The organism is Streptomyces sclerotialus (genome assembly GCF_040907265.1).
Lineage (GTDB): Bacteria > Actinomycetota > Actinomycetes > Streptomycetales > Streptomycetaceae > Streptomyces > Streptomyces sclerotialus.
The window spans coordinates 2191636-2214507 of the sequence record NZ_JBFOHP010000002.1 but is presented as its reverse complement, the minus strand read 5'-3'; the positions used below and the strand labels follow the sequence as shown (position 1 = coordinate 2214507).

Here is a 22872-nt window from a genome sequence, read left to right as displayed (position 1 = left end):
GCGCGTGCGCCACGCAGCGAGCGGCCCGGACCTCACCGTCCGGGCCGCCGCCACGGCCGACCTCGACGTACTGGCCGCGCTGCACTCCCGGGCCCGCGCCCGGTACTTCAGCGGGCGGCTGCCCGACGCGCTGCTGGACACCCCCGCCGAGCGGGCCCGCTGGCGTGACACCTGGGAGCAGGCGCTGGCCTGCCCGGACACGGCCGTGCTGTGCGCGGAGCGGTCCGGGGCGCCCGTCGGCGTCGCCGCGTACCGGACCGGCAGGGACGCGCCCGCGGGCGGCGTCGAGCTGAGCCAGCTGCACGTCGACCCCGCCCACTGGCGCAGCGGCGTCGGCAGCGCCCTGCACGACGTCTGCGTCACCGCCTGGCGCGCCGCCGGCCACACCGCGGCCCGGCTCCAGGTGTACTGGCACAACCGCCGGGCCCGGGACTTCTACGCCCGGCACGGCTGGCAGCCGGACGACGGCCGCCGGCCGGCCCCCGACGACACCCACCTCAGCCTGCTGCTCACGCTGCCTCCCGGCGCGCGATGAGCTGCAGACGGCGTACGGAGTGACCGTGCAGCGTGCCGACGACGTCGGTGCGCTCCTCGGCCACCGCGAAGCCGTGCATCCGCAGCAGCCGCCGCAGGTGCTCCGGTTCGTGGTGCCGGACCACCGCGCCGTCCTCGGTGCGGAACACCCCGTACGCCCCGAACTCGTCCTCGTACGCCGTGTACCGGGCACGGGAGCGCGGGTCGGTCTGCAGCGGCACGTCACTGAGGTGGAGCAGCCCGCCGGGACGCACCACGCGCGCCAGCTCCTTGAGGACGGCCCGCTGCCCGGTGTCCTCCGGTACGCGGGTGAGCACCCCGAAGAGGAGCGCCGCCGCGTAACGGCCGTCCTCGAAGGGCAGCGGCAGCGCGGCGCAGTGCGTGAGCCGCAGCCCGGGATGGTCCTGCCGCCCGCGCTCGACCAGTGTCCGTGACCCGTCGACGCCCTCGGCCGCGTACCCCAGCGCCGTCAGCTCCGCGACCCGCCTGCCGCGGCCGCAGCCGTGGTCCAGGATGCGCGCGCCCGGCGCCAGCTGTGCGCGCAGGGCCGCGGGGTCGAAGGGATGGCTGTCGGTGGTGGGGGCCCCGGCTGTCTCCCATGAGCCGAGACGTTCCTGCGGCGTCGTCATGCCGGGACCGTACCGGCGTGTGCCGACGCGGACGGCCCGATGCACGGCAAGTGCATCGGCGAGCGGACGAAGACAGCGGAAAACCGCCCATGGATGGGTAAAAGTGATTCCTCCGCGCGGCCGCGGATGGACGCCCGGGCCCCCGGCGATCACAGTGGGGGGATGGAGCGACAGCGACTGGGCGGCCCGGAGTTCGCGCCCGAGACGACGTACCTCAACACCCCCGGCAGCGGCCTGCTGCCCGCCAGGGCCGCCGCCGCCCTGCGCGAGGAGGCCGTCGCGTCCGCCTCGTACGGCACGATGGGCGTGGACTACTTCGGCCCGGCCGCCGCCGCCCGGGCCTCCTTCGCCCGGCTGGTGGGCACAGCGCCGGACCGGGTCGCCGTCGGCAGCTCGGTCGCCGTGTCCAGTGCGCTCATCGCCGCATCGCTGCCCGAAGGCGCCGAAGTGCTGGTGCCCGAGGGCGACTTCAGTTCCCTGGTCAACCCCTTCGCCGCCCGCCCGGGCCTGCGCGTGCGCACCGCGCCGCTGGAGGGGCTGGCCGACGCGGTGCGGCCGGGCACCGCGCTGGTGGCCTTCAGCGCGGTGCAGGCGCTGGACGGCCGGATCGCCGACCTGGCGGCCGTCCGCGCGGCGGCCCGCGCGCACGGTGCCCGCACGCTGCTGGACGTGACGCAGGGCGCCGGCTGGCTGCCGCTGGAAGCGCGGCGGTTCGACTACGTCGTGTGCGGCGCGTACAAGTGGCTGCTGTGCCCGCGCGGCACCTCGTTCCTGGTGGTCGCCGAGGACGCGCCGCAGCCGCCCGCGCTGCATGCGGGCTGGGTGGCCGGCGCGGACCCGGGGGAGTCCAACTACGGCCCGGTCGAGCGGTTGGCCGAGGACGCGCGGCGTTACGACGAGCCGCACGGCCACCTCGCCCACGTCGGTGCCCGGCACTCCCTCGCGCTCCTCGAAGAGATCGGGGTGGCCGCGGTGCACGCCCACAACACCGCGCTGGCCGCCCGGTACCGCGCCGGACTCGCCGAGCTGGGCTACGAGGCGCTGCCCGCGCCGGGATCGGCGATCGTCACGGTCCCCGCGCTGGCCGCGGCGCACGGACCGCTGGCCCGGGAGGGGGTCCTGGTGGCCGTCCGGGCCGGGAAGCTGCGGGCCGGGTTCCACCTGTACAACACGGCGGACGACGTGGACCGGCTGCTGGCCCTCCTCAAGCGCCTCGACCTGCCCAGGAGCTGACGGGGTTCCGGGGGTCCGGGAATGCCGTGGTGGCGGGCGGTGTTGGGGCCGGTGACCGCACAGGACCTCGTGAGAGGGAAGTTTTGACCACTGCTTTCGACCCCGTCGACCTGGCCGGGCTGACGCTCGCCAACCGTCTCGTCATGGCACCGATGACGCGCAACCGCGCCACCGCCGACGGTGTGCCCACCCCGTCCATGGTCCGGTACTACACCCAGCGGGCCTCGGCCGGCCTCATCATCACCGAGGCCACCCAGCCGAACGTGGTGGGCCGCGGCTACCCGTTCACGCCGGGGCTGCACACCGCCGAGCAGATCGCGGGCTGGCGCGAGGTCACCGACTCGGTGCACGCCGCGGGCGGCAAGATCTTCGCGCAGCTGTGGCACGGCGGCCGCATCGGCCACCCCGTCACGCTGCCGGCCGGCCTGATACCGGTCGCGCCCTCGGCCGTCGTCGCCGACCAGCAGGTCTTCACCGAGGACGGCCTGAAGGACTGCGTCGTGCCGCGCGAACTGACCGGCGACGAGGTGCGGGAGACCATCGCCGACTTCGCGGCCGCCGCGCGCAACGCCATCGAGGCCGGCTTCGACGGTGTGGAGCTGCACGGCGGCAACGGTTACCTGATCCACCAGTTCCTCTCGCCCGCGAGCAACCTGCGCACCGACGAGTGGGGCGGTTCCGACGAGGCCCGCAGCCGGTTCGCCGTCGAGGTCGTCGAGGCCGTCGCCGCGGAGATCGGCGCGTACCGCACCGCCCTGCGGATCTCGCCCGGCAACCCCTTCAACGGCATGTCGGAGCCCGAGCCCGAGGCCACCTACACCGCGCTGGTCGAGGCGATCGCCCCGCTGGGCCTGGCCTACCTGCACGCCTGCGACGTCCGTGACGCGGAGCTGCTGGCGCGGCTGCGGAAGCGCTTCGGCGGCACCTTCGTGCTGAACCCCGCCGTCGACGGCCGCCCCGCCGGGCCCGAAGAGCTGTCGCTGGTCGAGGAGGGCGAGGCCGACCTGCTGGCGTACGGCCGGCTGTTCCTCGCCAACCCCGACCTGCCCGCGCGCCTCGCGGCCGGCGGCCCGTTCAACGAGCCGGTACGGGAGAGCTTCTACGGCGGCGACGACAGCGGCTACGTGGACTACCCCGCGCTGACCGGCTGATCCCCCGCAGTACTCCGGGCGGGTGGCCGCGCCCTACGGCCGTCCGCCCGGACCCGCACCGGCCCTCAGACCTCCCCGCGCACCATGCGCAGCAGCCGGTCCAGCACCGCACCGCCGCCGGCGGTCAGCCCGTCGTGCTCCCACTCGTTGGTCACCCACGCCCGCAGGCCACGGATGCGCTCCGCGGTACGCAGCGAGTGCCCGGCGTCGACGTACATGTCGTCCGCGTACACCGCCGCCACGACCGGCACCTCGTTCGCCGCCAGCCGCTCCGCGTCGTAGAGGTCGGGCCAGTCGGTGCGCTCGGCCAGTGCGTGGGCGGTCTCCTTGAGCGGCCGCAGCGCCGGGTCGGTGTCGAACAGCCACGGGAAGATCGTCTCGCCCGTGAAGTGCAGCGGGCCGCCGTCCGCCAGCGCCCGGTCCACGTCGAACTGCGGGAACTCCCCGCGCACCGCCTCGGCCGCCCAGCCAGTACCCTTCGGATCCACCGACCGCTGGCCGTAGATCGACTCGTGCAGCACGGCGAACATCGGGGACTCGGCGAACGACAGCCGCGCCCGCACCCGCTCCAGGAACACGTCCGACAGCTCAGGCCCGGACACCCCGGACACCCAGGCCTCGTCCAGGATGTCGTGCAGCGCGTACGAGCCGCTGCCGGTGCCCAGCATCATCCCGAGCCCCTGGAACGCCTCGGCGGTCAGCCGCCCGCCGCCCGGCAGCCGCACGTCCCGCTCCCGGAGGTGCGCCGCGATCCGCAGGACCGACTCCACGTCCTGCGGATAACGCGCGTAATGCGCCGCGTTCTTGCGCGCGATACGCGGATACGCCGCCCGGTAGACGTCCTGGGCGCTCACGTCCAGGCCCGGCAGACCGCCGGTGACGAACGCCTCGCGCAGCCCTTCGGGGGCGCGGCTGAGGTAGTGGACCGTACAGAAGCCGCCGAAGCTCTGCCCCAGTACGCTCCACCGCTCCTCCCCGATCAGGTGGCGGCGGAACAGCTCGGCGTCCCGGACGATCGAGTCGGCGCGGAAGTGGGCCAGGTACGCGGCCTGTTCCCGCGGCGAGCCGCGGCGCGCGAGGGTCTGCCGGGTCGCGGGCGTGGAGCGTCCCGTACCCCGCTGGTCCAGCAGCAGTACGCGGTAGTCGCGCAGTGCGCGGTCCAGCCAGGAGTCGCGGGCGAGCGGGCGGGGCGTCGTGAGCCCCGGTCCGCCGCGCAGGTACAGCAGCCACGGCAGCCGCTCCCGCTCCCGGCCCGCGGCCACCGCCTCCCGCGCGAAGACCTCGATCCGCTCGCCGTCCGGCGCGTCGTGGTCCAGCGGGACCTGGAGGACGTGATCGGTCAGGACGACCCCCGGCCGCCGGTCGATGGGCATGGTGCTCCCTCGGTTCTGGTCGTTCGTGTGTGTCCGCTTGTTCCCTGCCGGAACCGCGCCGGATCAGGCTAGCCTCACCGGCGCGCCGGGCAATTCGGCCGGGCGGACGGCTACCGCGCGGCGGCGCGGACAGCTAGGAATGGCAGCACGACCTCACGAGGTGGTGCCGGTGGACCGGAGAACTGCTAGCCCGACGACTCCGCCGCGCGACGAGGACCTGCACCGGCGACTGGTGTACGGCGACGAGTCCGCCCTCGGCGAGGTGTACGACGCCTTCGGCGGGCTCACGTACGCCGTGGCCGCTCGCGTCACCCGCAGCACGAACGCCGCCGAGGAGGTCGTCCAGGAGGTCCTCACCCACCTGTGGGCCCGTCCCTACGCCTTCGACCCGGCCCGCGGGTCACTGCGGGCCTGGCTCAGCATGCGCGCCCACCGCCGCGCCGTGGACCGGATGTGCGAGGAGGAGCGGGAGCGCCGGGCGGTGCTCGCCGGCGCCGCGCTGCTGCCGCACACCGCGCTCGCCGAACTCCCGCTGGCCCAGCGGCAGGTGCTCCACCTGGCGTACTTCGCCGGGCGCACCTACCGGCAGGCCGCGGTGGAACTGGGCATTCCCGAAGGCACCGCCAAGACCAGGCTCCGCGTGGCGCTGCGCAGCCTCGCCGACCGGCTGGCCGACCCGCCGGATCCGGCCGTGGAGAAGGGCATCTGATGGGCTGGGACCCCGCGGAGGAGCACCCCGAGATCGCCGAGCTGCTCGCCGCCTGGGCGCTGGACGCGGTGATGTCCGGCGACGAGGAGCGCATCCGCGCGCACGTCGAGGACTGCGCGGAGTGCGCTGAGGAACTGGCACGGCTGCGGGAGGCCGTGCACCGGCTGGACGGACCGCCCGCCGAGCCGGCCAAGGGCGGCCGGCGGGGCGTGGACAAGGTCGGCCGGGGGCGGCTGATGGCAGGCGCCCGGGCGGCGCGCACCGGGCACGACGCACCGGCCGCGCACGCGGCGCCGTACGCCGCTGCGGTCGCGAGCCTGGAGGCGCTGCTGCGCGAGCTGGACGGTACGCCTGCGCGCTGGGGAACGCCGGTGGTGCACGACTGGGACGTGCAGGGCACGGTCGCGCACCTGATCGCGGCGGACGAGCCGCTGGCCGAGCGGCTGGGGATGCTGCCGGTGACGCGGGCCGAGCCGGGCGGCACCGGGGACGCGGCGCCCTGGGAGGTGCGCTGGGCGGCGCGTACGGAGGAGGTGGTGGCGTACGAGCACACCCGGCCGCCGGCCGAGACGGCCGAGGCCTGGCGGACCCAGGCGCACGGCCTGCTGGACCTGCCGGAGGCCCGGGAGGAGGAACCGGCCGCGCTGCCCACCGCGCTGATGGGGAAGCGGCTGCCGGTCGCCGACCACTACGTGATCCGGGCGTTCGAGACCTGGATCCACACCCGGGACATCGGGCGGGCACTGGGGCTGACCGTGCCCCCGCCGCCGCCCGTGCACCTGCGTCGGCTGGTGGCGCTCGCGGTACGCATCCTGGACCTGGCGCTGGGGGACGGCGCCCGGCCGGTCCTGCTGGCGGTGGAGGGCGAGGCGGGCGGCGACTGGGTGCTGGGCCCGGCCGCCGAGCCGGTCGCCGCCGAACTGGTCCTGGACGCGGTCGACCTCTGCCTGCTGGTGGGCGGCCGGCTCACCCCGCAGGAGGTGAGCCGGGGCCAGGCAGGCGACGCGGCCGCCGCTCAGCATGTGCTGGCGACGGCCGCGTCACTGGCCTGGTTGTGAGCCGGGGACCCTTGGGCTGGGCCCAAGGCCCCCCGGCCCGGAACCGGGCTCCTCGTCACGAAGAAGAGGACACCACGGAGTCGCGCCTCACTTGACCGGGGTGAAGTCCCGGGCGCCGATGAACTCCGGACGCCGCACCGGGGCCGCGAACGGCTCCACCGCGGCGTTCTCCACGCTGTTGAACACGATGAAGACGTTGCTGCGCGGGTACGGCGTGATGTTGTCGCCGGAACCGTGCATGCAGTTGCAGTCGAACCAGGTCGCCGAGCCGGCCTTGCCGGTGAACAGCTTGATGCCGTACTGGTCGGCGAGCTTGGTCAGGGCCTCGTCCGAGGGCGTGCCGGCGTCCTGCATCTGCAGCGACTTCTTGTAGTTGTCCAGCGGCGTCTCACCCGCACAGCCCAGGAAGTACTTGTGCGAGCCAGGCATGATCATCAGGCCGCCGTTGGTGTCGTAGTTCTCGGTCAGCGCGATCGAGACGGACACCGTGCGCATGTTCGGCAGGCCGTCCTCGGCGTGCCAGGTCTCGAAGTCCGAGTGCCAGTAGAACCCGGACGCACCGAAGCCCGGCTTGACGTTGATCCGCGACTGGTGGACGTAGACGTCCGAGCCGAGGATCTGACGGGCGCGTCCCACTACGCGCGGGTCGGCGACCAGCTTGGCGAACACCTCGCTGATCTTGTGCACCTCGAATACGGACCGGACCTTGTCCGACTTCGGCTCGACGATCGAGCGCGGGTCGGCCTTGATCTCCGGGTCATGGGTGAGCCGGTCCAGTTCGGCGCGGTACACCGCGACCTCGTCCGCCGTGATGAGTTCCTCGATGGCGAAGAAGCCGTCGCGTTCGAAGTCGCTCAGCTCGGACGGCTGGAAAGGGCCTGCCGTGCCGGGCTGCGACCACACCACCGGGTCCTGCCGCGGGGTGATCACCTCGGTGGCCCCACGGGTCGGGTACAGGTCGGCGGTGCGCTCGGGTGCGGTGGTCATGGTGTTGCCTTCCTCTCCTCTCGTACGTGCCTTCCTCAACTGCCGGACGGGGCAGCGGGCCTGATCCAGCGGCGTCAGCTCGCCTCGGGCTCGGTGAGCAGCGGGTACACGCCGTTCTCGTCGTGGTCCTCGCGACCGGTGACCGGCGGGTTGAAGACGCACACGCAACGGAAGTCCGTCTTCGGCCGCAGGGTGTGCTTCTCGTGGCCGTTGAGCAGGTACATCGTGCCGGGCTCGATCCAGTGCTTCTCACCGGTCTCCCGGTTCTCGAGCTCTGCCTCGCCCTCTACGCACAGTACGGCCTCGATGTGGTTCGCGTACCACATGTCGGTCTCGGTGCCCGCGTAAAGGATGGTTTCGTGCAGCGAGAAGCCGACGCCCTCCTTGGCGAGCACGATGCGCTTGCTCTCCCACGTCCCCGAAGCGGACTTGACGTGGCGGTCGGTGCCCTCGATGTCCTTGAACGAGCGAACGATCACGTGGCTGGTGCCTTTCTGTTCTGCGAGTGGTGAGGTCCGGCGGGAGGGGCCGGCCGTCCGGCCGGCCCCTCCCGGGTGCGTCCGTCAGACGCTGTCGCGGACCGCGCGGGCGAGGATGCGCAGACCCTCGTCCAGCTCATCGGGGGTGGTGGTGAGTGCCGGCAGCAGCTTGACGACCTCACTCTCCGGCCCCGAAGTCTCGATCAGCAGGCCCAGTTCGAAGGCCCGCTTGGAGATCTTGTTCGCCAGGCTCTTGTCGGCGAACTCCATCCCCCAGACCATGCCGCGGCCGCGGTAGTCCACACCGGCCCGCGGGTGCTCCTCGGCGATGGCTCGCAGGTGCGATTCGATGATCTCACCGCGGGCGATGGTCTGCTTCTCCATCTGGCCGTCGGCCCAGTAGGTGTCCAGGGTCGCGGCGGCCGTGACGAAGGCCGGGTTGTTGCCGCGGAAGGTGCCGTTGTGCTCGCCCGGCTCCCAGACGTCCAGCTCCGGCTTGAAGAGCGTGAGCGCGAGCGGCAGGCCGTAGCCGCTGATGGACTTGGAGACCGTGACGATGTCCGGCACGATGCCCGCCTCCTCGAAGGAGAAGAAGGCACCGGTGCGGCCGCAGCCCATCTGGATGTCGTCCACGATGAGCAGCATGTCACGGCGGTGGCACAGATCCGCGAGGGCGCGCAGCCACTCGGGACGGGCGACGTTGATGCCGCCCTCGCCCTGGACCGTCTCGACGATGACGGCGGCGGGCTGGTTGAGGCCCGAGCCCTGGTCCTCCAGCAGCCGCTCGAACCAGAGGAAGTCCGGGTAGCGGCCGTCCAGGTAGTGGTCGAACGGCATCGGGGTGCCGTGCACCAGCGGGATGCCGGCGCCGGCGCGCTTGAAGGCGTTGCCGGTGACCGCGAGCGAGCCCAGCGACATGCCGTGGAAGGCGTTGGTGAAGGACACGATCGACTCGCGGCCCTTGACCTTGCGGGCCAGCTTCAGCGCGGCCTCGACCGCGTTGGTGCCCGTCGGGCCCGGGAACATGACCTTGTACGGCAGGTCACGCGGGCGCAGGATGACGTTCTGGAACGACTCCAGGAACGCCCGCTTGGCCGTGGTGGACATGTCCAGGCCGTGGGTGACGCCGTCCCGCTCGATGTAGTCGATCAGGGCCCGTTTGAGTACCGGGTTGTTGTGGCCGTAGTTCAGCGACCCGGCACCGGCGAAGAAGTCGAGGTAGGCGTGGCCGTCCTCGTCGTACATGCGGCTGCCCTGCGCCCGGTCGAAGACGGTGGGCCAGCCGCGGCAGTAGCTCCGCACCTCGGATTCGACGGTCTCGAAGACGCTCAGGTCCGGCTGGGTGATGGTCACAGCATGCTCCTGGGAGATGTGGGGTGTGACAGAGAGGGAAGTCGTGGGGTGAGGCGCAGCGCTGTGGCTCGCGCTGCGGCTCGCGCTGCGGCTCAGTGCCGTGGCGGCGCAGGGGCGGCGAAGGGACCGATGCGGTGCAGCACCTCCGGCTCGTGCCCCTCCTCGGGGAAGAGCCCGGCGTCGAAGAGGACCTCGCGCTCGACGGACGCCTGGTGACGCTCGGCGAAGGAGGCGAACAGCCGGTTCGACGCGGTGTTGTCGGGGGAGATCGTGGTCTCGAGGCGAGTGACGCCCTGCTCCTGCGCGACACGGCCGGCCAGGCCGTCCAGGAGAGCTGCGGCCAGCCCGCGCCCCCGGTGCGCGTCGTCGACGGCGACCTGCCAGACGACGAGGGTCTCGGGGCGGGCGGGGCGGAGGTAGCCGGTGATGAAGGCGGCCGGCGCGCCCGCGGCGTCGCGGGCGACGACGGAGGTGGCGGCGAAGTCACGACACCACAGCAGGTAGCTGTAGGACGAGTTGAGGTCCAGCGTCCGGGAGTCCCGGGCTATGCGCCAGATGGCCGCCCCGTCCTCCACTCGCGGGGCATCGAGCTTGAAGCCCTCCGGCATTTCTCTGAATTCGCTTCGGGCACGTGCAAGGTCTGCTTGTGCGGCGGTCATGCGAATTAAATTTACCCAGGGAAATTCGAAAATGCATCGCGGGCTGGGGTTACGGAGACGGGGGGTTCTGTGTTATCGCGCGGGGGCGCACGGGCGCACGAATGCCTCGTGGGATGTCTCGGTTTGCCCGGAAAATACGGGGCAAATCTTCCCCGCTGTGGGGTCGGTCACATGTAGGTAACGACCACGTGATCCGTCCGAATTACGGGCCTTGCGGGTCACCCGAATCGACGCGTTTGAGCTGCGGAAAAGCGGGCAGAAGAATACGGGAAGCTGCGCACCTCAAGAATTGGAAATTCTTAGGTAACAGGTGTACAGCAAGGAAAGCCCCGAGCGCCATGGGGTTTCCGGGATTCTTCCGGCGAGGTGGCCCCGTCCAGCGCTGCGCGCCCGGCTCGTACAGTGCGTGCATGAGCGATAGCGCGGTGCTGCACATCAAGGGGAGGGTCCTCGCCGGGCCGGACGACGTACGCGAGGACCTGTGGGTCGTCGGCGGACGCGTCAGCTGGACACGGCCGGCCGGGGCGCGGGACGTCACCACCATCGAGGGCTGGGCGCTGCCGGGCCTGGTCGACGCCCACTGCCACGTGGGCCTGGACGCGCACGGCGCGGTGGACGAGGCGACCAGCGAGAAGCAGGCGCTCACCGACCGCGAGGCGGGCACGCTGCTCATCCGGGACGCCGGCTCACCCGCCGACACCCGCTGGATCGACGACCGGGAGGACCTGCCGCGGATCATCCGTGCCGGGCGCCACATCGCGCGCACCCGCCGCTACATCCGCAACTTCGCACACGAGATCGAGCCCGAGGACCTGGTGGCGTACGTCGCGCAGGAGGCGAAGCGGGGCGACGGCTGGGTCAAGCTCGTCGGCGACTGGATCGACCGGGAGACGGGCGACCTGGCGTCCTGCTGGCCGCGTGGCGCGGTCGAGGCCGCGATAGCGGAGGCGCACCGGCTGGGGGCACGCGTCACGGCCCACTGCTTTGCCGAGGAGTCCCTCGCGCCCCTCGTGGAGGCCGGTATCGACTGCATCGAGCACGCGACGGGCCTGACCGAGGAGACCATTCCGCTCTTCGCCGAGCGCGGCGTCGCGATCGTGCCCACACTGGTGAACATCGCGACCTTCCCGCAGCTGGCGGCCGGCGGCGACGAGAAGTACCCGCGCTGGGCCGACCACATGCGGCGGCTGCACGAGCGCCGCTACGACACGGTACGGGCGGCGTACGACGCCGGGGTGCCGGTGTACGTCGGTACGGACGCGGGCGGGTCGCTCGCGCACGGTCTCGTCGCCCAGGAGGTCGGAGAGCTGGTCAAGGCCGGTATCCCGGCCCTGGATGCGCTCTCGGCGACCGCGTGGGGCGCCCGGGAGTGGCTCGGGCGTCCTGGGCTCAGCGAGGGCGCGCCGGCCGACCTGGTGGTGTACGAGGCCGATCCTCGGGCGGACGTACGGGTTCTCGGCACGCCGCGGCGGGTGATTCTGCGGGGGCGGGTGGTCGGTTAGGGGCCCGCCGTGGGAGTGCGTGCCGGTGGCCCCCTGCGGCGCCGTTGTGGCCGGTCGCGCAGTTCCCCGCGCCCCTGGGGCGGCGCTGCGCGCCCGCCCCACCGGGGCACGTCTTACGCGCCGGCCTTGCGGGCGCCTCGGGCCATCCATGCCGCGACGACCGCGCCGGAAATGTTGTGCCAGACCGAGAAGACCGCTGCCGGCAGCGCAGCTGCCGGGCTGAAGTGGGCCGTGGCCAGGGATGCTGCCAGGCCGGAGTTCTGCATGCCGACCTCGAAGGCCATGGCACGGCTCGCCGGGCGGCCCAGGCGGGCCAGCGCGCCCGCCCCGTAGCCGAGCGCCAGGCCGAGGCCGTTGTGGAGGACCACGGCGAGCAGCACCAGTGCCGCCGCGTCCTTGATCTGCGCCGCGCTGCCCGCCACCACGACCAGCACGATCACCGCGATGGTCAGCGCGGAGAGCCAGGGGAGGGCCGTCAGCAGCTTGTCGATGAAGCGCCCGGCCACCAGCCGGACCAGCAGGCCCGCGAAGACCGGCAGCAGGACCGTCTTGAGGATGTCCGTGACCATGACACCGGCGTCCACATGCATGAACTGCCCGGCCAGCAGGTACGTCAGGGGCGGGGTCACGAAGGGGGCGACCACGGTGGAGACCGTGGCGACCGAGACGGACAGGGCGACGTCGCCGCGGGCCAGGTAGGTCACGACGTTGGAGGCCGTACCGCTCGGGGCGCAGCCGACCAGGATCACGCCGGCCGCCAGCGCGGGCGGCAGGTCCAGCACCGTGGCGACCAGCCAGCCGAGGCCCGGCATGATCACGTAGTGCGCGACCAGGCCCAGGCCGACCGCCCACGGCCGCTTGGCGACCGCGGCGAAGTCCGGGACGGTGAGCGTGAGACCCATGGAGAACATCACGACGCCGAGCAGCCACGGCACGGCCGGTGCCCAGCCGGTGAAGTGCGAAGGCCAGAACAGGCCGATCAGCCCGGCCACGATCACGAGCAGCGGGAAGAGCGTGACGGCACGGCGCGCCGCCCGGTCGGACGAGGGAAGGTCGCCGGTCTCCTGGGGAGGGGCTGCCGCGGGCTTCTGGTGCGTCTGCTCGTTCGTCACGGCGGCACCTTACGGGGACCTTACGTGTATCGAGCAACGGGGTTCCGGATGGTGGACGGCCCCCGGACCGCCTTCCGTCGGCGCCCGGACCGCCTTCGGCCGGCGCTCAGACCGCCTTCGCCAGGGCCGTCACGAAGCGGTCGGTGGTGTCCCGGCCCCGGACCGCCAGCCGCAGCCAGTCGGTCCCCAGGCCCGGGAACGTGTCGCCGCGCCGGACCGCGAAGCCCAGCTCCCGCAGCCGCTCCCGTACGCCCGCCGCGTCCGGCAGCCGGATCAGCACGAACGGACCCTCGGCCGGTCGTACCACCGTGACCTGCGGGAACTCGTCCAGCCGCGCGATCAGGTACTGGCGGTCGGCGGCGATCTCCGCGGCCGCCGCCGCGGCCTCGGCGAGTGCCGCCGGCTCGCAGCACGCCTCGGCCGCGGTGAGCGCGGGGGAGGAGACCGGCCACAGCGGCTGGACCCGCTCCAGCGCCTCGATGATCTCCGGGTCCGCCAGCACGTACCCGATGCGCAGCCCGGCCAGCCCCCAGGTCTTGGTGAGGCTGCGCAGCACCACCAGACCCGGCAGGTCCGTACGGGACGCCAGGGACTCGGCCTCCCCCGGCACCGCGTCCATGAACGCCTCGTCGACGACCAGTGTGCGGCCGGGGCGGGCCAGTGCCGCGACGGCTTCGGCGGGATGCAGCACGGACGTCGGGTTGGTCGGGTTGCCGATCACGACCAGGTCCGCGTCCTCCGGTACGGCGTCCGGATCGAGCCGGAAGCCGTCCCGCTCGGTGAGCAGCACCCGGCGCACCTCGTGCCCGGCGTCCCGCAGGGCCGCCTCCGGCTCGGTGAACTGCGGGTGCACCACGACCGGCCGCTCGGCCCGCACCGCCCGCGCGAGCAGCACGAACGCCTCGGCGGCGCCGGCCGTCAGCAGTACCCGGGAGGCCGGCAGCCCGTGCCGGGCGGCGACCGCCGCGCGCGCCGCCGTGCCGTCCGGGTACGCGGCCAGCCCGTCCAGCGACGCGGCGATCCGGGCCTTGAGCCAGGCCGGCGGGGTGCCCGTACGGACGTTGACGGCCAGGTCGGTGAGGCCGGCCGCGGCGCCGCGTACCTCGGCGTCCCCGTGGTGGCGAAGGTCGGGCAGGGTGGTCACGGCGTCTCCTCGTGCGTGTGTACGGTCTGCTGCGTGCGTACGGTCTGCTGCGTGCTGCCGTCGTGGGGTGCGGCGCGGCGGGCGACCGCACAGGTGGCCCGGGCCGTGCCGCCGCCCGCGGGCGCTGCGGTCCGTTTCGGGACGGCCAGCGTGCCGCCAGGGCCGGCCGCGGCCAGCGCGGCTGCCTCGGCGACGGACGGCGTCCCGGTGGCGGCCAGCACCGCGTCCGAGGGATGCGGCACCGGCACGGCGGCCAGCACGGCGGGCGGGTACGCCAGCAGCTCCACCCCCAGCAGCGCCGCGGCGGCCCGCAGCCCCGGCTCCCGGGCCCTGGCGTCCACGGTGGCCAGCGCGCGCACCGCGGCGAGCGGCAGCGCGGCCTCCGCGAGCACGGCCCCGACCAGCGCCGTCAGCTCCTCCGCCGGTACTCCGGGCCGTGCGCCGACCCCCACCACCAAGTCCCGCTCCGGTCCACGCTCGGCAGGCACGGCAGGCACGGCGGATCCTTTCGACGGGGCGGAACTGGACATGCGTAACCGGCCGGAGATCAGTAAGCAGGTGACACGGGTACCCGCTGCGGTACCGGTCCGGGACCGTCGGCGAGAGGGGCGGCACAGTGCCAGTGGTCATCGCGGTCGGCGCGTTCCTGATGACCCTCGTCGGGGGCTGGGTCGCCCACCGGGTCACCGACCGCCGCCACCTCATCCTCGGCCTCGCCGGCGGGCTGATGCTCGGCGTCGTCGGCCTCGACCTGCTGCCGGAGGCCCTGGAGGCGGCCGACGTGCGGCTCCTCGGGGTGCCTGCCGCGCTGCTCTGCTTCGTACTCGGTTTCCTCGCCGCGCACGCGGCCGAACGCCTGCTGGCCGTACGGAAGGCGGCCCACGGCATGGACCCGGAGGAGCGGGTGCCGCAGGTGGGTCTGACGGCGGCGGCCGCCATGGTCGTGCACAGCCTGATGGACGGCTTCGCGATCGGCGCTGCCTACCAGGTCGGCAGTGAGATGGCGGTGGCCGTGGCGCTCGCCGTGATCGCCCACGACTTCGCCGACGGCTTCAACACGTACACGGTCGCCAGCCTCTACGGGAACGCCCGGCGCAAGGCGGTGCTGCTGCTCTGCGCGGACGCGCTGGCCCCCCTCGTGGGCGCGGCGGCCACCCTCCTGGTCACCCTGCCGGAGCAGCCCCTCGGGTTCTACCTGGGCTTCTTCGGCGGCGTCCTGCTGTACCTCGCGACCTCCGACATCCTGCCCGAGGCCCACCACGACCACCCGGCCCTGTCGACGCTGGCCTGCACGGCCGCGGGCGTGGGCTTCATGTGGCTGGTGGTCGGCCTGTCGGGCGGCTGAGGCCATCAGGCGCTTCCCGCCCACGCCGCGGCGCGCGCCGCCAGCCGGTGCGCGAGCGACGGCTCGGCCGCCCAGTGCACATGCAGGTACGAGGCGTGCACACCGTCCTGCACGAAGCCCTCGGTACGCCGCTCGGGGCGGACGAAGCCCCACGCCGGGCGCTCGCCGGTGCCCGGCTCCAGGACCGTGCGGTGGAACTCGTGGCCGCGCACCCGCGTCCCGGCCGCGGCCGGCGCGCTGTCGCCGACGGCCACCGCCTCCCGGTAGCCCAGCGTCAGCCGCTCCGACATCCGCCCGTCGGCGGGGAGCACCCCGCACATCGGCTTGCCGTCCAGCGACCGGGACAGGTACAGCAGGCCCGCGCACTCCGCGGCGACGGGCGCGCCCGCGGCCGCGAGGCGGGCGACCTCCGCGCGCAGCGGCTCGTTCGCCGACAGCTCCGGCGCGTACACCTCGGGGAAACCGCCGCCGATCACCAGACCGGCGGTGCCCGCAGGGAGCTTCTCGTCACGCAGCGGGTCGAAGGTGACCACCTCGGCCCCGGCGGCCGTGAGCAGCTCGGCGTGCTCGGCGTAGGAGAACGTGAAGGCCGCGCCGCCCGCCACCGCGATCACCGGGCGGCCCGCGGCAGGTGTCTCCGGGGCCCGCGGCGTCCAGGCCGGTCCGGACAGCTCCGGCGCGCTGCGTGCCAGCGCCAGCAGCCCCTCCAGGTCGCAGCCGGTACGGATCTGCTCGGCGAGCGCGGCCACCGAGTCCACCGCTTCCGGGGCCCGCTCCGCGACCGGGACCAGGCCCAGGTGCCGGGCGGGCGTACCGACCTTCGGCGCGCGCCGCAGACAGCCCAGTACCGGCACACCCGCGCCGCCCAGCGCCTCGCGCAGCAGCGCCTCGTGCCGGTCGGAGCCGACCTTGTTCAGGATCACCCCGGCGAGCCGCACTTCCGGGTCCCAGGACGCGAAGCCGTGCACCAGCGCCGCCACCGACCGGGACTGCGAGGACGCGTCCACGACGAGGACGACCGGCGCCCGCAGCAACTTCGCGACCTGCGCCGTCGAACCCAGCTCGCCCATGCCGGACGCGCCGTCGAACATGCCCATGACGCCCTCGACGAGCGCCAGGCCGGCACCGGCCGCGCCGTGCAGGAACAGCGGCTCGATCAGGTCCGGGCCGCACAGGTACGCGTCGAGGTTGCGGCCCGGGCGCCCCGTGGCCAGCGCGTGGTACCCCGGGTCGATGTAGTCCGGGCCCACCTTGTGCGGGGACACCGCGAGACCGGCCTCCCGGAAGGCCGCCATCAGACCGGTGGCGACGGTGGTCTTGCCGCTGCCCGAGGAGGGCGCGGCGATCACCAGGCGCGGGATGTTCACCACGTGCTCGTCCCTCCGGTCACCACCGGGTACTCGTCTCCGGTCACCACCGGGTACTCACCACTCAATGCCCCGCTGGCCCTTCTGGCCCGCGTCCATCGGGTGCTTCACCTTGGTCATGTCGGTGACCAGGTCGGCGAAGTCCACCAGCTTCTCCGGCGCGTTACGGCCCGTGATCACGACATGCTGGCTGCCGGGACGGTTCCGCAGCACCTCGATCACCTCGTCGGTGTCGATCCAGCCCCAGTGCATCGGGTACGCGAACTCGTCCAGCACGTACAGCTTGTACGACTCGGCCGCCAGGTCCCGCTTGACCTGCTCCCAGCCCTCGCGGGCCGCCTCCTCGCTGGACTCGATGTCGCGCTGCACCCAGGACCAGCCCTCGCCCATCTTGTGCCACGCGACCGTGCCGCCCTCGCCGGTCTCCCCGAGGACGCGCAGCGCGCGCTCCTCGCCGACCTTCCACTTGGCGGACTTCACGAACTGGAACACCCCGACCGGCCAGCCCTGGTTCCAGGCGCGCAGCGCCAGCCCGAAGGCGGCGGTGGACTTGCCCTTGCCGGTGCCGGTGTGGACGAAGACGAGCGGGCGGTTGCGGCGCTGGCGGGTGGTGAGGCCGTCGTTCGGTACGACGGTCGGCTGTCCCTGCGGCATCAGGCGGCCCTCCGGTGGGTGGTGTCGGTGACGTTTCGTACGAGCGCGGAGACGCTGTCCGCGCGCAGTTCGTCGAGGGTGACGGCGGTGCCCTGCAGAGCGCGGGCCAGCTCCCCGGCCAGGCCGAGACGCACGGGACCGGCCTCGCAGTCCACGACCACCGAGGCGACGCCCTCGGAGGCCAGCAGCTGCGCCGCCTTCGAGGCACGCGGCCGCGGCTCCACGCCGCCGGTCGCCCGGCCGTCCGTGACGACCACGACCAGCGGGCGGCGCGAGGCGTCCCGCATCCGCTCCACCCGCAGCACCTCATGGGCCTTCAGCAGGCCCGCGGCCAGCGGCGTCCGGCCGCCGGTCGGCAGCTGCTCCAGCCGTGCGGCACCCGCCTCCACGGAGGAGGTGGGCGGCAGCGCGACCTCGGCTTCCGCGCCCCGGAACGTGATCATGCCGACCTTGTCGCGCCGCTGGTACGCGTCCAGCAGCAGCGACAGCACCGCGCCCTTGACCGCGGTCATCCGCTTCCGGGCCGCCATCGAACCGGACGCGTCCACGACGAAGAGGACCAGATTGCCCTCGCGGCCCTCCCGTACGGCCTCGCGCAGATCGTCCCGGCGGACGACGAGCCCCGGGCCGCTGCGCCCGCGCCTCTTCTGGTGCGGTGCCGCGGCCTGCACGGTGGCGGCCAGGTGCAGCTTGCCCAGCGCGCCCCGGGGGCGGCGGGAGCCGGTGGTACGGCCGTGCGCGGTACGGGCCCGCGAGCGGCGGCCGTCGGCGCCCTCGCCGAGCCCCGGCACGTCCAGCCGCTTCGTCTTGAACGGCTCGGCGGCGCCCACGGCGGCCTTCTCCGGCGCCGCGCCGCTCCCGTCCGCGGCCTCCTCGCCCTTGGGCTGCGCGGGCTGCTCCTGGCCGCCGTCCGTGCGCTGGTCGGGCACGGAGGGCTGCTCGGGGCCCGCGTCCGCGCCGGACGGCTGCGGCGCGTCGTCCGGCCCGTCCTGCGGCGGCACCCCGCCGCCACCGTCAGGGCCGCCCTCCGGCCCGTCCGGGCCGTCGTCCGGGCCCTCCGGCTCCGGGTCCGGCTCGTCCTCCTGGGAGTCCTCCTGCGGGCCGTACTCCTCCAGCGTCCGGTCGAGCTTGTCCTCGTCGAGGCCCGGAGCGTCGAAGGGGTTGCGGCGGCGCCGGTGCGGCAGCGCGAGCAGCGCGGCCTGCCGTACGTCTTCCTCCTGCACCTGGGTACGGCCCGCCCAGGCCGCCAGCGCGGTCGCGGTACGCGCCATCACGATGTCGGCGCGCATGCCGTCCACCTCGAACGCCGCGCAGGTCGCCGAGATCTGGCGGAGCGCCGCGTCGCCGAGCACGACGTCCGGGAGCAGCGCGCGGGCGGCGGCGATGCGCTGCCGCAGCGCCTCTTCCTCGGCGGCCCAGCGCGCCGCGAAGCCGGCCGGGTCGGCGTCGTACGCCAGCCGCCGCCGGACCACCTCGACCCGCTGGTCGGGCTCGCGGGAGGCGGCCACCTCCACGGTCAGCCCGAAGCGGTCCAGCAACTGGGGCCGCAGCTCGCCCTCTTCGGGGTTCATCGTGCCCACGAGGAGGAAGCGCGCCGCGTGCCGTACGGAGACGCCCTCGCGCTCCACGTAGGAGGAGCCCATGGCGGCGGCGTCCAGGAGGAGGTCGATCAGGTGGTCGTGGAGGAGGTTGACCTCGTCGACGTACAGGATGCCGCGGTGCGCGTCGGCGAGCAGACCCGGCTCGAACGCCTTGACCCCCTCGGACAGCGCGCGCTCGATGTCGAGGGCGCCCACGAGGCGGTCCTCCGAGGCGCCCACGGGGAGCTCGACCATGCGCGCCGCGCGTGACTCGGCGGGGCCGGCCTCGTGCGGCCCGTCGGGGCACTGCGGGTCCGGCGCCGCGGGGTCGCAGCTGAAGCGGCAGCCCGGGACCACCGGGACGTCCGGCAGCAGGTCGGCCAGGGCCCGCACCGCGGTGCTCTTGGCGGTGCCCTTCTCGCCGCGTACCAGAACGCCGCCCACCGCCGGGCTGACGGCGTTGAGCAGCAGCGCCAGCCGCAGGTCGTCCATGCCGACGACGGCGGTGAACGGGTACCGGGTGCTCACGTGCTGATCACTCCTTCGAGTGGCTTCGGGTCTGCGTACGGGGAATCGGTCGTCGGTCATGGCGCCCCCGGCGGAACGAACGGCAGCCCCCTCGGGACGCCGTCCTCGATGAGCCGCAGCAGCGCCTCCGTGTCCGCGTGTTCCTCGATCAGGTCGCCCAGCGCGTCGAGCTGTTCCTCGCGCAGCGCGTCGAAGCAGGTGTCGGGCGCGGGCACGAAGGCACGCCCCGCGTCCGCCGCCACCCGGCGCAGGAACGCGCGCCGGAAGCCGTCGCTCTCCAGGGAGCCGTGCCAGTGCGTGCCCCATACGGAGCCGACGCGGCAGCCGTCGAGGAACGGCTCGTCGCCCTCCCGGACGTCGGCCACGCCGTGGTGGATCTCGTACCCGGCCACCGGCTCGCCCAGCGCCTCGCCCTCGGGACGCGCCAGGGTCTTCTCCGCCGCGAACCGTACCCGTACGGGCAGCAGTCCGAGCCCGTCGACCGTGCCGGCCCGCGACTCCACCTCGTCCTCGATGTGCTCGGCGAGCATCTGGAAGCCGCCGCAGATGCTCAGCACCGGGCGGCCCTCGGCGGCCCGGCGGGCGACCGCGTCCGCGAGGCCGCGCTCGCGCAGCCACTGGAGGGCCCGGACGGTCCCGCGGGTGCCGGGCAGTACGACGAGGTCGGCGTCGGCCAGCTCCTCGGGGCGGTCCACGAAGCGGACGACGACGCCCGGTTCGGCGGCGAGCGCGTCCACGTCGGTGAAGTTGGACATCAGGGGGACGGCCGCGACGGCGACACGGAGGATGTCGGAGCCGTGCGGCGGGGCCACCACGGACTCGCGCACCGCGCCGCGCAGCGAGACGCGCAGGCCGTCCTCCTCGTCGATGCCCAGCCCGTGCCGGAACGGCAGCACGCCCAGCGTCGGCCGGCCGCTCAGCTTCTTGAGCATGTCCAGGCCCGGCTCCAGCAGCGTCACGTCGCCGCGGAACTTGTTCACCAGGTAACCCGCGAGGTGCGCCTGGTCGGCCTCGGACAGCAGCGCGGTGGTGCCGAAGAACGACGCGAAGACGCCGCCGCGGTCGATGTCGCCGACGACGACCACGGGGAGGTCCGCGGCCCGCGCGAGGCCCATGTTCACGATGTCGGTACGGCGCAGGTTGATCTCCGCGGGGCTGCCCGCGCCCTCGCAGATCACCGCGTCGTGCGTACGGCGCAGCTCGGTCAGGCAGTCGGTGACCGTGCCGAGCAGCCGCTCCTGGCGGCCCGAGTGGTAGCCGCGGGCGCTCAGCTCGCCCACCGGCTTGCCCAGCAGCACGACCTGGCTGCTGCGGTCGCTGCCGGGCTTGAGCAGCACCGGGTTCATCAGCGCGGTCGGCTCGACGCGGGCCGCCGCGGCCTGCATGGCCTGCGCCCGCCCGATCTCCGCGCCCTCGCGCGTCACGTACGAATTGAGCGACATGTTCTGCGCCTTGAAGGGCGCGACCTTGACGCCCTGGCGCGCCAGCCAGCGGCAGATGCCCGCCGTGACCACGCTCTTGCCCGCGTCCGACGTCGTCCCGGCGACCAGCAGTCCGCCGCCGAGAGTCCTGTGCGTACCGCTCACCGGGTTCTCCTCGCCTTCCGGGCCGTACGGACCGCGCCCACGGCGATCCGCGCCCCGACCGTCGTCGCCAGCGCCAGCGCGCTCACCCGGCGCGAGAGGCGCACCGCACGTGCGATGTCGGCCCCTTCGACCGTACGGGCGCCGCCGTTGAGCACCGGCCGGTGCTCGACCCGCCCCGCGTACGCGAGCGTGCCGCCCAGCCGTACGCCCAGCGCCCCGGCGAAGGACGCCTCCACGGGGCCCGCGTTGGGGCTGGGGTGCCGCTTGCCGTCGGCCCGCCAGGCGCGCCACGCGCCGCGCGGGTCGGGCCCGGCGGCGGTGGCCAGCAGCGCGGTCAGCCGCGCGCCGGGCCAGCCCGCCACGTCGTCCAGCCGGGCCGAGGCCCAGCCGAACCGGCGGTAGCGGTCGGACTTGTGCCCCACCATCGCGTCCAGGGTGTTCACCGCGCGGAAGGCGACCAGGCCCGGTACGCCGCCCACGGCGCCCCAGACCAGCGCGCCGACGACCGCGTCGGAGGTGTTCTCGGCGACGGACTCCACGACGGCGCGGGCCATCTGCTGTCCGTCCAGGGACTGCGGGTCGCGGCCGCACAGGTGCGGCAGCCGCTCGCGCGCCACGTCGAGATCGCCGGCCTCCAGCGCGCCGCCGATGGCGCGCGCCTCCCGGCCCAGCGTCGTACCGCCCAGCACGGCCCAGGTGGCGGCGGCGGTCAGCGCGACATGTGCGGGGGCGCAGTGGCGTACGGCACGGGAGAGCAGCGCGGCGCCCAGGGCGGCCCCGCCGGCGCACAGTGCGGTGTGCGCCGCTCCGTATCCACGGTGGTCGCGCCACAGCCCGCGCTCCACTGCGCCCGCGGCCCGCCCGAAGGCGGCCACCGGGTGGCCGCGGCGGGGATCGCCCACGGCCAGGTCGCCCAGAAAGCCCAGAGCCGCGCCGCACGCATAGGTGGCGTGTTCGGCACGCATCGTCGGATCAGCCTGCCGTCGTGCCTCGGCGGGACGGCCGCACGCGGTCGCGTGCCGGACGTACGGCGGAAGGCAGGGGTCTCGGCTCGGAGCCCGGCATGGCGTGTGTCCTCACTCAGGGTCCGCGCCCTGGCTCGACGTGACCGGCGACGAGAGTCTCCTGGCTCCCGGATCGACGCTTCCCCCGGCCTTCCAGCCCGTGCCTGCGGCGGGCCGTGACCTCTTCTGGAGGAGCGCTCCCCGGTGACAGTGGCGGGACCGCGCCGGATTCTCACCGGACTTCCTCATCTGTCGCCGAATGGCACCGGGCAGTCCACCACGTGCCGCGAATGCCCGTCAACTCACCCTTGACCTGCGCCGCAGTCGTATGGCAGTGCCTGTGGCCAAGGACACAGCCAGGACGGCGCGTGCCGACCTGTTGCCTGCCGAACGCCCGGCACGACACCATCGGAGGCACCTATGGCCGAGGTGCCGCAGGAGGGGGACGGGGCATGCCGCAGAACCGGGAGCACCACGAGGTACGGATCAGAGTCACGGGGACCCACAACGCGGATCAGGACCTGGAGGACCTGCGGAACTGGCTGCAGCGGGAGCCCTGGCTGACCGACCGCACGCACGAGTGGCGCCGGGTGCCGGGCGCGGAGCCCGGCCCGCGCACCGGCGCGGACGCGGCGGAGCAGGGCTCCGAGATGGCCGTCGGCGTCGACGACCTCGTCCTGGTCCTCATCGGCGCGGTCGCAGCGCCGATCACCGAGCAGCTCCTCATCGCGCTGCGGGAGTGGCTCGCCCAGCGCAGGGAGACCGCCGCCGCCGGCGAGGCCCCGGGGCTCGACCTCACCGACGCCTCCGGACACCGCCGCCTCGACGACCCCGATCCGCGTACCGAACGCGACGACCAGGGTGGCCGCGTCGGCACGGAGTAAC

The 22872-nt window shown here is 73.9% G+C and carries 22 protein-coding genes and 1 riboswitch; of the genes, 8 read left to right on the top strand and 14 right to left on the bottom strand.

Annotation, left to right across the window (positions count from 1 at the left end):
* The first annotated feature begins 4 nt into the window (after nucleotides 1-4).
* Nucleotides 5-535 carry a GNAT family N-acetyltransferase gene (locus AAC944_RS09880; protein WP_030619123.1) on the top strand — a complete coding sequence of 177 codons (531 nt, stop codon included), beginning with the start codon at nucleotides 5-7 and terminating at the stop codon, nucleotides 533-535.
* Here the strand turns inward: AAC944_RS09880 and AAC944_RS09875 are convergent.
* A complete protein-coding gene (locus tag AAC944_RS09875) occupies nucleotides 510-1163 on the bottom strand; it encodes a class I SAM-dependent methyltransferase (protein ID WP_030619121.1) in 654 nt (217 codons plus the stop codon). The two genes, AAC944_RS09880 and AAC944_RS09875, sit on opposite strands and share 26 nt — an antisense overlap.
* Nucleotides 1164-1289: 126 nt before the next feature.
* Here AAC944_RS09875 and AAC944_RS09870 point away from each other — a divergent pair, with 126 nt between their 5' ends.
* Both AAC944_RS09870 and AAC944_RS09865 read left to right on the top strand, forming a co-directional pair.
* Nucleotides 1290-2396, top strand: coding sequence for an aminotransferase class V-fold PLP-dependent enzyme (locus AAC944_RS09870; protein ID WP_078888753.1), 1107 nt, complete (start codon nucleotides 1290-1292; stop codon nucleotides 2394-2396).
* Between the two features lie 83 nt (nucleotides 2397-2479).
* A complete protein-coding gene (locus AAC944_RS09865; RefSeq protein WP_030619113.1) occupies nucleotides 2480-3547 on the top strand; it encodes an alkene reductase in 1068 nt (355 codons plus the stop codon).
* Nucleotides 3548-3612: 65 nt separating this feature from the next.
* On the opposite strand, the gene AAC944_RS09860 is transcribed toward AAC944_RS09865, so the two are convergent.
* Entirely contained in the window at nucleotides 3613-4920 is a 1308-nt protein-coding gene (locus AAC944_RS09860) for an alpha/beta fold hydrolase (RefSeq protein ID WP_030619110.1), read from the bottom strand.
* Between the two features lie 139 nt (nucleotides 4921-5059).
* Between AAC944_RS09860 and AAC944_RS09855 the strand changes: the two genes are divergently transcribed.
* The gene (locus tag AAC944_RS09855) at nucleotides 5060-5629 is read left to right on the top strand and encodes a sigma factor (RefSeq protein WP_030619107.1); all 570 of its coding nucleotides are present in this window, start codon (nucleotides 5060-5062) and stop codon (nucleotides 5627-5629) included.
* Nucleotides 5629-6687 (top strand): maleylpyruvate isomerase family mycothiol-dependent enzyme, encoded by a 1059-nt coding sequence (locus tag AAC944_RS09850; RefSeq protein WP_030619104.1) that lies wholly within the window; start codon nucleotides 5629-5631, stop codon nucleotides 6685-6687. The genes AAC944_RS09855 and AAC944_RS09850 overlap by 1 nt, the downstream gene beginning before the upstream one ends.
* Before the next feature lie 87 nt (nucleotides 6688-6774).
* Here the strand turns inward: AAC944_RS09850 and thpD are convergent, their stop codons facing one another.
* From thpD to ectA, 4 genes are all read right to left on the bottom strand, one after another.
* Nucleotides 6775-7674: an ectoine hydroxylase gene (thpD, locus tag AAC944_RS09845; protein WP_030619102.1), complete on the bottom strand. Its 900-nt coding sequence runs from the start codon at nucleotides 7672-7674 to the stop codon at nucleotides 6775-6777.
* 74 nt (nucleotides 7675-7748) lie between these two features.
* Nucleotides 7749-8153: an ectoine synthase gene (locus AAC944_RS09840; RefSeq protein WP_030619099.1), complete on the bottom strand. Its 405-nt coding sequence runs from the start codon at nucleotides 8151-8153 to the stop codon at nucleotides 7749-7751.
* A gap of 84 nt (nucleotides 8154-8237) precedes the next feature.
* Nucleotides 8238-9506: a diaminobutyrate--2-oxoglutarate transaminase gene (gene ectB, locus AAC944_RS09835; protein ID WP_030619096.1), complete on the bottom strand. Its 1269-nt coding sequence runs from the start codon at nucleotides 9504-9506 to the stop codon at nucleotides 8238-8240.
* 92 nt (nucleotides 9507-9598) lie between these two features.
* On the bottom strand, nucleotides 9599-10165 hold the full coding sequence (gene ectA / locus AAC944_RS09830) for a diaminobutyrate acetyltransferase (RefSeq protein WP_078888752.1): 567 nt from the start codon (nucleotides 10163-10165) through the stop codon (nucleotides 9599-9601).
* A gap of 410 nt (nucleotides 10166-10575) precedes the next feature.
* On the opposite strand from ectA, the gene AAC944_RS09825 reads away from it, so the two are divergent.
* Entirely contained in the window at nucleotides 10576-11667 is a 1092-nt protein-coding gene (locus tag AAC944_RS09825; RefSeq protein ID WP_030619081.1) for an amidohydrolase family protein, read from the top strand.
* Nucleotides 11668-11780: 113 nt separating this feature from the next.
* Here the strand turns inward: AAC944_RS09825 and AAC944_RS09820 are convergent, their stop codons facing one another.
* The 3 genes from AAC944_RS09820 to AAC944_RS09810 all read right to left on the bottom strand — a co-directional run bounded on the left by AAC944_RS09820 (nucleotide 11781) and on the right by AAC944_RS09810 (nucleotide 14420).
* On the bottom strand, nucleotides 11781-12779 hold the full coding sequence (locus tag AAC944_RS09820; RefSeq protein ID WP_030619079.1) for a bile acid:sodium symporter family protein: 999 nt from the start codon (nucleotides 12777-12779) through the stop codon (nucleotides 11781-11783).
* Nucleotides 12780-12885: 106 nt separating this feature from the next.
* The gene (gene cobC, locus AAC944_RS09815) at nucleotides 12886-13923 is read right to left on the bottom strand and encodes an Rv2231c family histidinol phosphate aminotransferase CobC (protein ID WP_030619077.1); all 1038 of its coding nucleotides are present in this window, start codon (nucleotides 13921-13923) and stop codon (nucleotides 12886-12888) included.
* Nucleotides 13920-14420: a cobalamin biosynthesis protein gene (locus tag AAC944_RS09810; protein WP_368397090.1), complete on the bottom strand. Its 501-nt coding sequence runs from the start codon at nucleotides 14418-14420 to the stop codon at nucleotides 13920-13922. The genes cobC and AAC944_RS09810 overlap by 4 nt, the downstream gene beginning before the upstream one ends.
* A gap of 152 nt (nucleotides 14421-14572) precedes the next feature.
* Between AAC944_RS09810 and AAC944_RS09805 the strand changes: the two genes are divergently transcribed.
* Nucleotides 14573-15268 (top strand): ZIP family metal transporter, encoded by a 696-nt coding sequence (locus AAC944_RS09805; RefSeq protein WP_438272817.1) that lies wholly within the window; start codon nucleotides 14573-14575, stop codon nucleotides 15266-15268.
* Nucleotides 15269-15273: 5 nt separating this feature from the next.
* On the opposite strand, the gene AAC944_RS09800 is transcribed toward AAC944_RS09805, so the two are convergent.
* Genes AAC944_RS09800 through AAC944_RS09780 form a run of 5 tightly spaced genes read right to left on the bottom strand, consistent with a single transcriptional unit; the run spans nucleotide 15274 to nucleotide 21948 of the window.
* Nucleotides 15274-16638: a cobyrinic acid a,c-diamide synthase CobB gene (locus AAC944_RS09800; protein WP_030619070.1), complete on the bottom strand. Its 1365-nt coding sequence runs from the start codon at nucleotides 16636-16638 to the stop codon at nucleotides 15274-15276.
* A gap of 54 nt (nucleotides 16639-16692) precedes the next feature.
* Nucleotides 16693-17289, bottom strand: a complete 597-nt coding sequence (gene cobO / locus AAC944_RS09795) for a cob(I)yrinic acid a,c-diamide adenosyltransferase (RefSeq protein ID WP_030619067.1) — start codon at nucleotides 17287-17289, stop codon at nucleotides 16693-16695.
* Nucleotides 17289-19397 (bottom strand): putative cobaltochelatase, encoded by a 2109-nt coding sequence (locus AAC944_RS09790; protein WP_030619064.1) that lies wholly within the window; start codon nucleotides 19395-19397, stop codon nucleotides 17289-17291. Before AAC944_RS09790 ends, cobO begins: the two co-directional genes overlap by 1 nt.
* Nucleotides 19398-19453: 56 nt before the next feature.
* Nucleotides 19454-20983: a cobyric acid synthase gene (locus AAC944_RS09785; RefSeq protein ID WP_030619062.1), complete on the bottom strand. Its 1530-nt coding sequence runs from the start codon at nucleotides 20981-20983 to the stop codon at nucleotides 19454-19456.
* The gene (locus tag AAC944_RS09780; protein ID WP_030619059.1) at nucleotides 20980-21948 is read right to left on the bottom strand and encodes a cobalamin biosynthesis protein; all 969 of its coding nucleotides are present in this window, start codon (nucleotides 21946-21948) and stop codon (nucleotides 20980-20982) included. Before AAC944_RS09780 ends, AAC944_RS09785 begins: the two co-directional genes overlap by 4 nt.
* 153 nt (nucleotides 21949-22101) lie before the next feature.
* Nucleotides 22102-22234, bottom strand: a riboswitch (cobalamin riboswitch).
* Nucleotides 22235-22439: 205 nt separating this feature from the next.
* Here AAC944_RS09780 and AAC944_RS09775 point away from each other — a divergent pair.
* Complete coding sequence (locus AAC944_RS09775) at nucleotides 22440-22871, top strand: hypothetical protein (RefSeq protein ID WP_051872051.1); 432 nt, start codon at nucleotides 22440-22442, stop codon at nucleotides 22869-22871.
* Nucleotide 22872 lies beyond the last annotated feature (1 nt).

Excerpts from the sequence above, each read along its gene's own strand:
- AAC944_RS09825 (WP_030619081.1), top strand. The coding sequence starts at position 10,576 with ATGAGCGATAGCGCGGTGCTGCACATCAAGGGGAGGGTCCTCGCCGGG.
- AAC944_RS09850 (WP_030619104.1), top strand. The coding sequence starts at position 5,629 with ATGGGCTGGGACCCCGCGGAGGAGCACCCCGAGATCGCCGAGCTGCTC.
- cobO (WP_030619067.1), bottom strand. The coding sequence starts at position 17,289 with ATGCCGCAGGGACAGCCGACCGTCGTACCGAACGACGGCCTCACCACC.
- AAC944_RS09870 (WP_078888753.1), top strand. The coding sequence starts at position 1,290 with ATGGACGCCCGGGCCCCCGGCGATCACAGTGGGGGGATGGAGCGACAG.
- AAC944_RS09775 (WP_051872051.1), top strand. The coding sequence starts at position 22,440 with ATGCCGCAGAACCGGGAGCACCACGAGGTACGGATCAGAGTCACGGGG.
- AAC944_RS09780 (WP_030619059.1), bottom strand. The coding sequence starts at position 21,948 with ATGCGTGCCGAACACGCCACCTATGCGTGCGGCGCGGCTCTGGGCTTT.
- AAC944_RS09860 (WP_030619110.1), bottom strand. The coding sequence starts at position 4,920 with ATGCCCATCGACCGGCGGCCGGGGGTCGTCCTGACCGATCACGTCCTC.
- ectA (WP_078888752.1), bottom strand. The coding sequence starts at position 10,165 with ATGACCGCCGCACAAGCAGACCTTGCACGTGCCCGAAGCGAATTCAGA.
- AAC944_RS09805 (WP_438272817.1), top strand. The coding sequence starts at position 14,573 with ATGACCCTCGTCGGGGGCTGGGTCGCCCACCGGGTCACCGACCGCCGC.
- AAC944_RS09855 (WP_030619107.1), top strand. The coding sequence starts at position 5,060 with ATGGCAGCACGACCTCACGAGGTGGTGCCGGTGGACCGGAGAACTGCT.
- thpD (WP_030619102.1), bottom strand. The coding sequence starts at position 7,674 with ATGACCACCGCACCCGAGCGCACCGCCGACCTGTACCCGACCCGTGGG.
- AAC944_RS09875 (WP_030619121.1), bottom strand. The coding sequence starts at position 1,163 with ATGACGACGCCGCAGGAACGTCTCGGCTCATGGGAGACAGCCGGGGCC.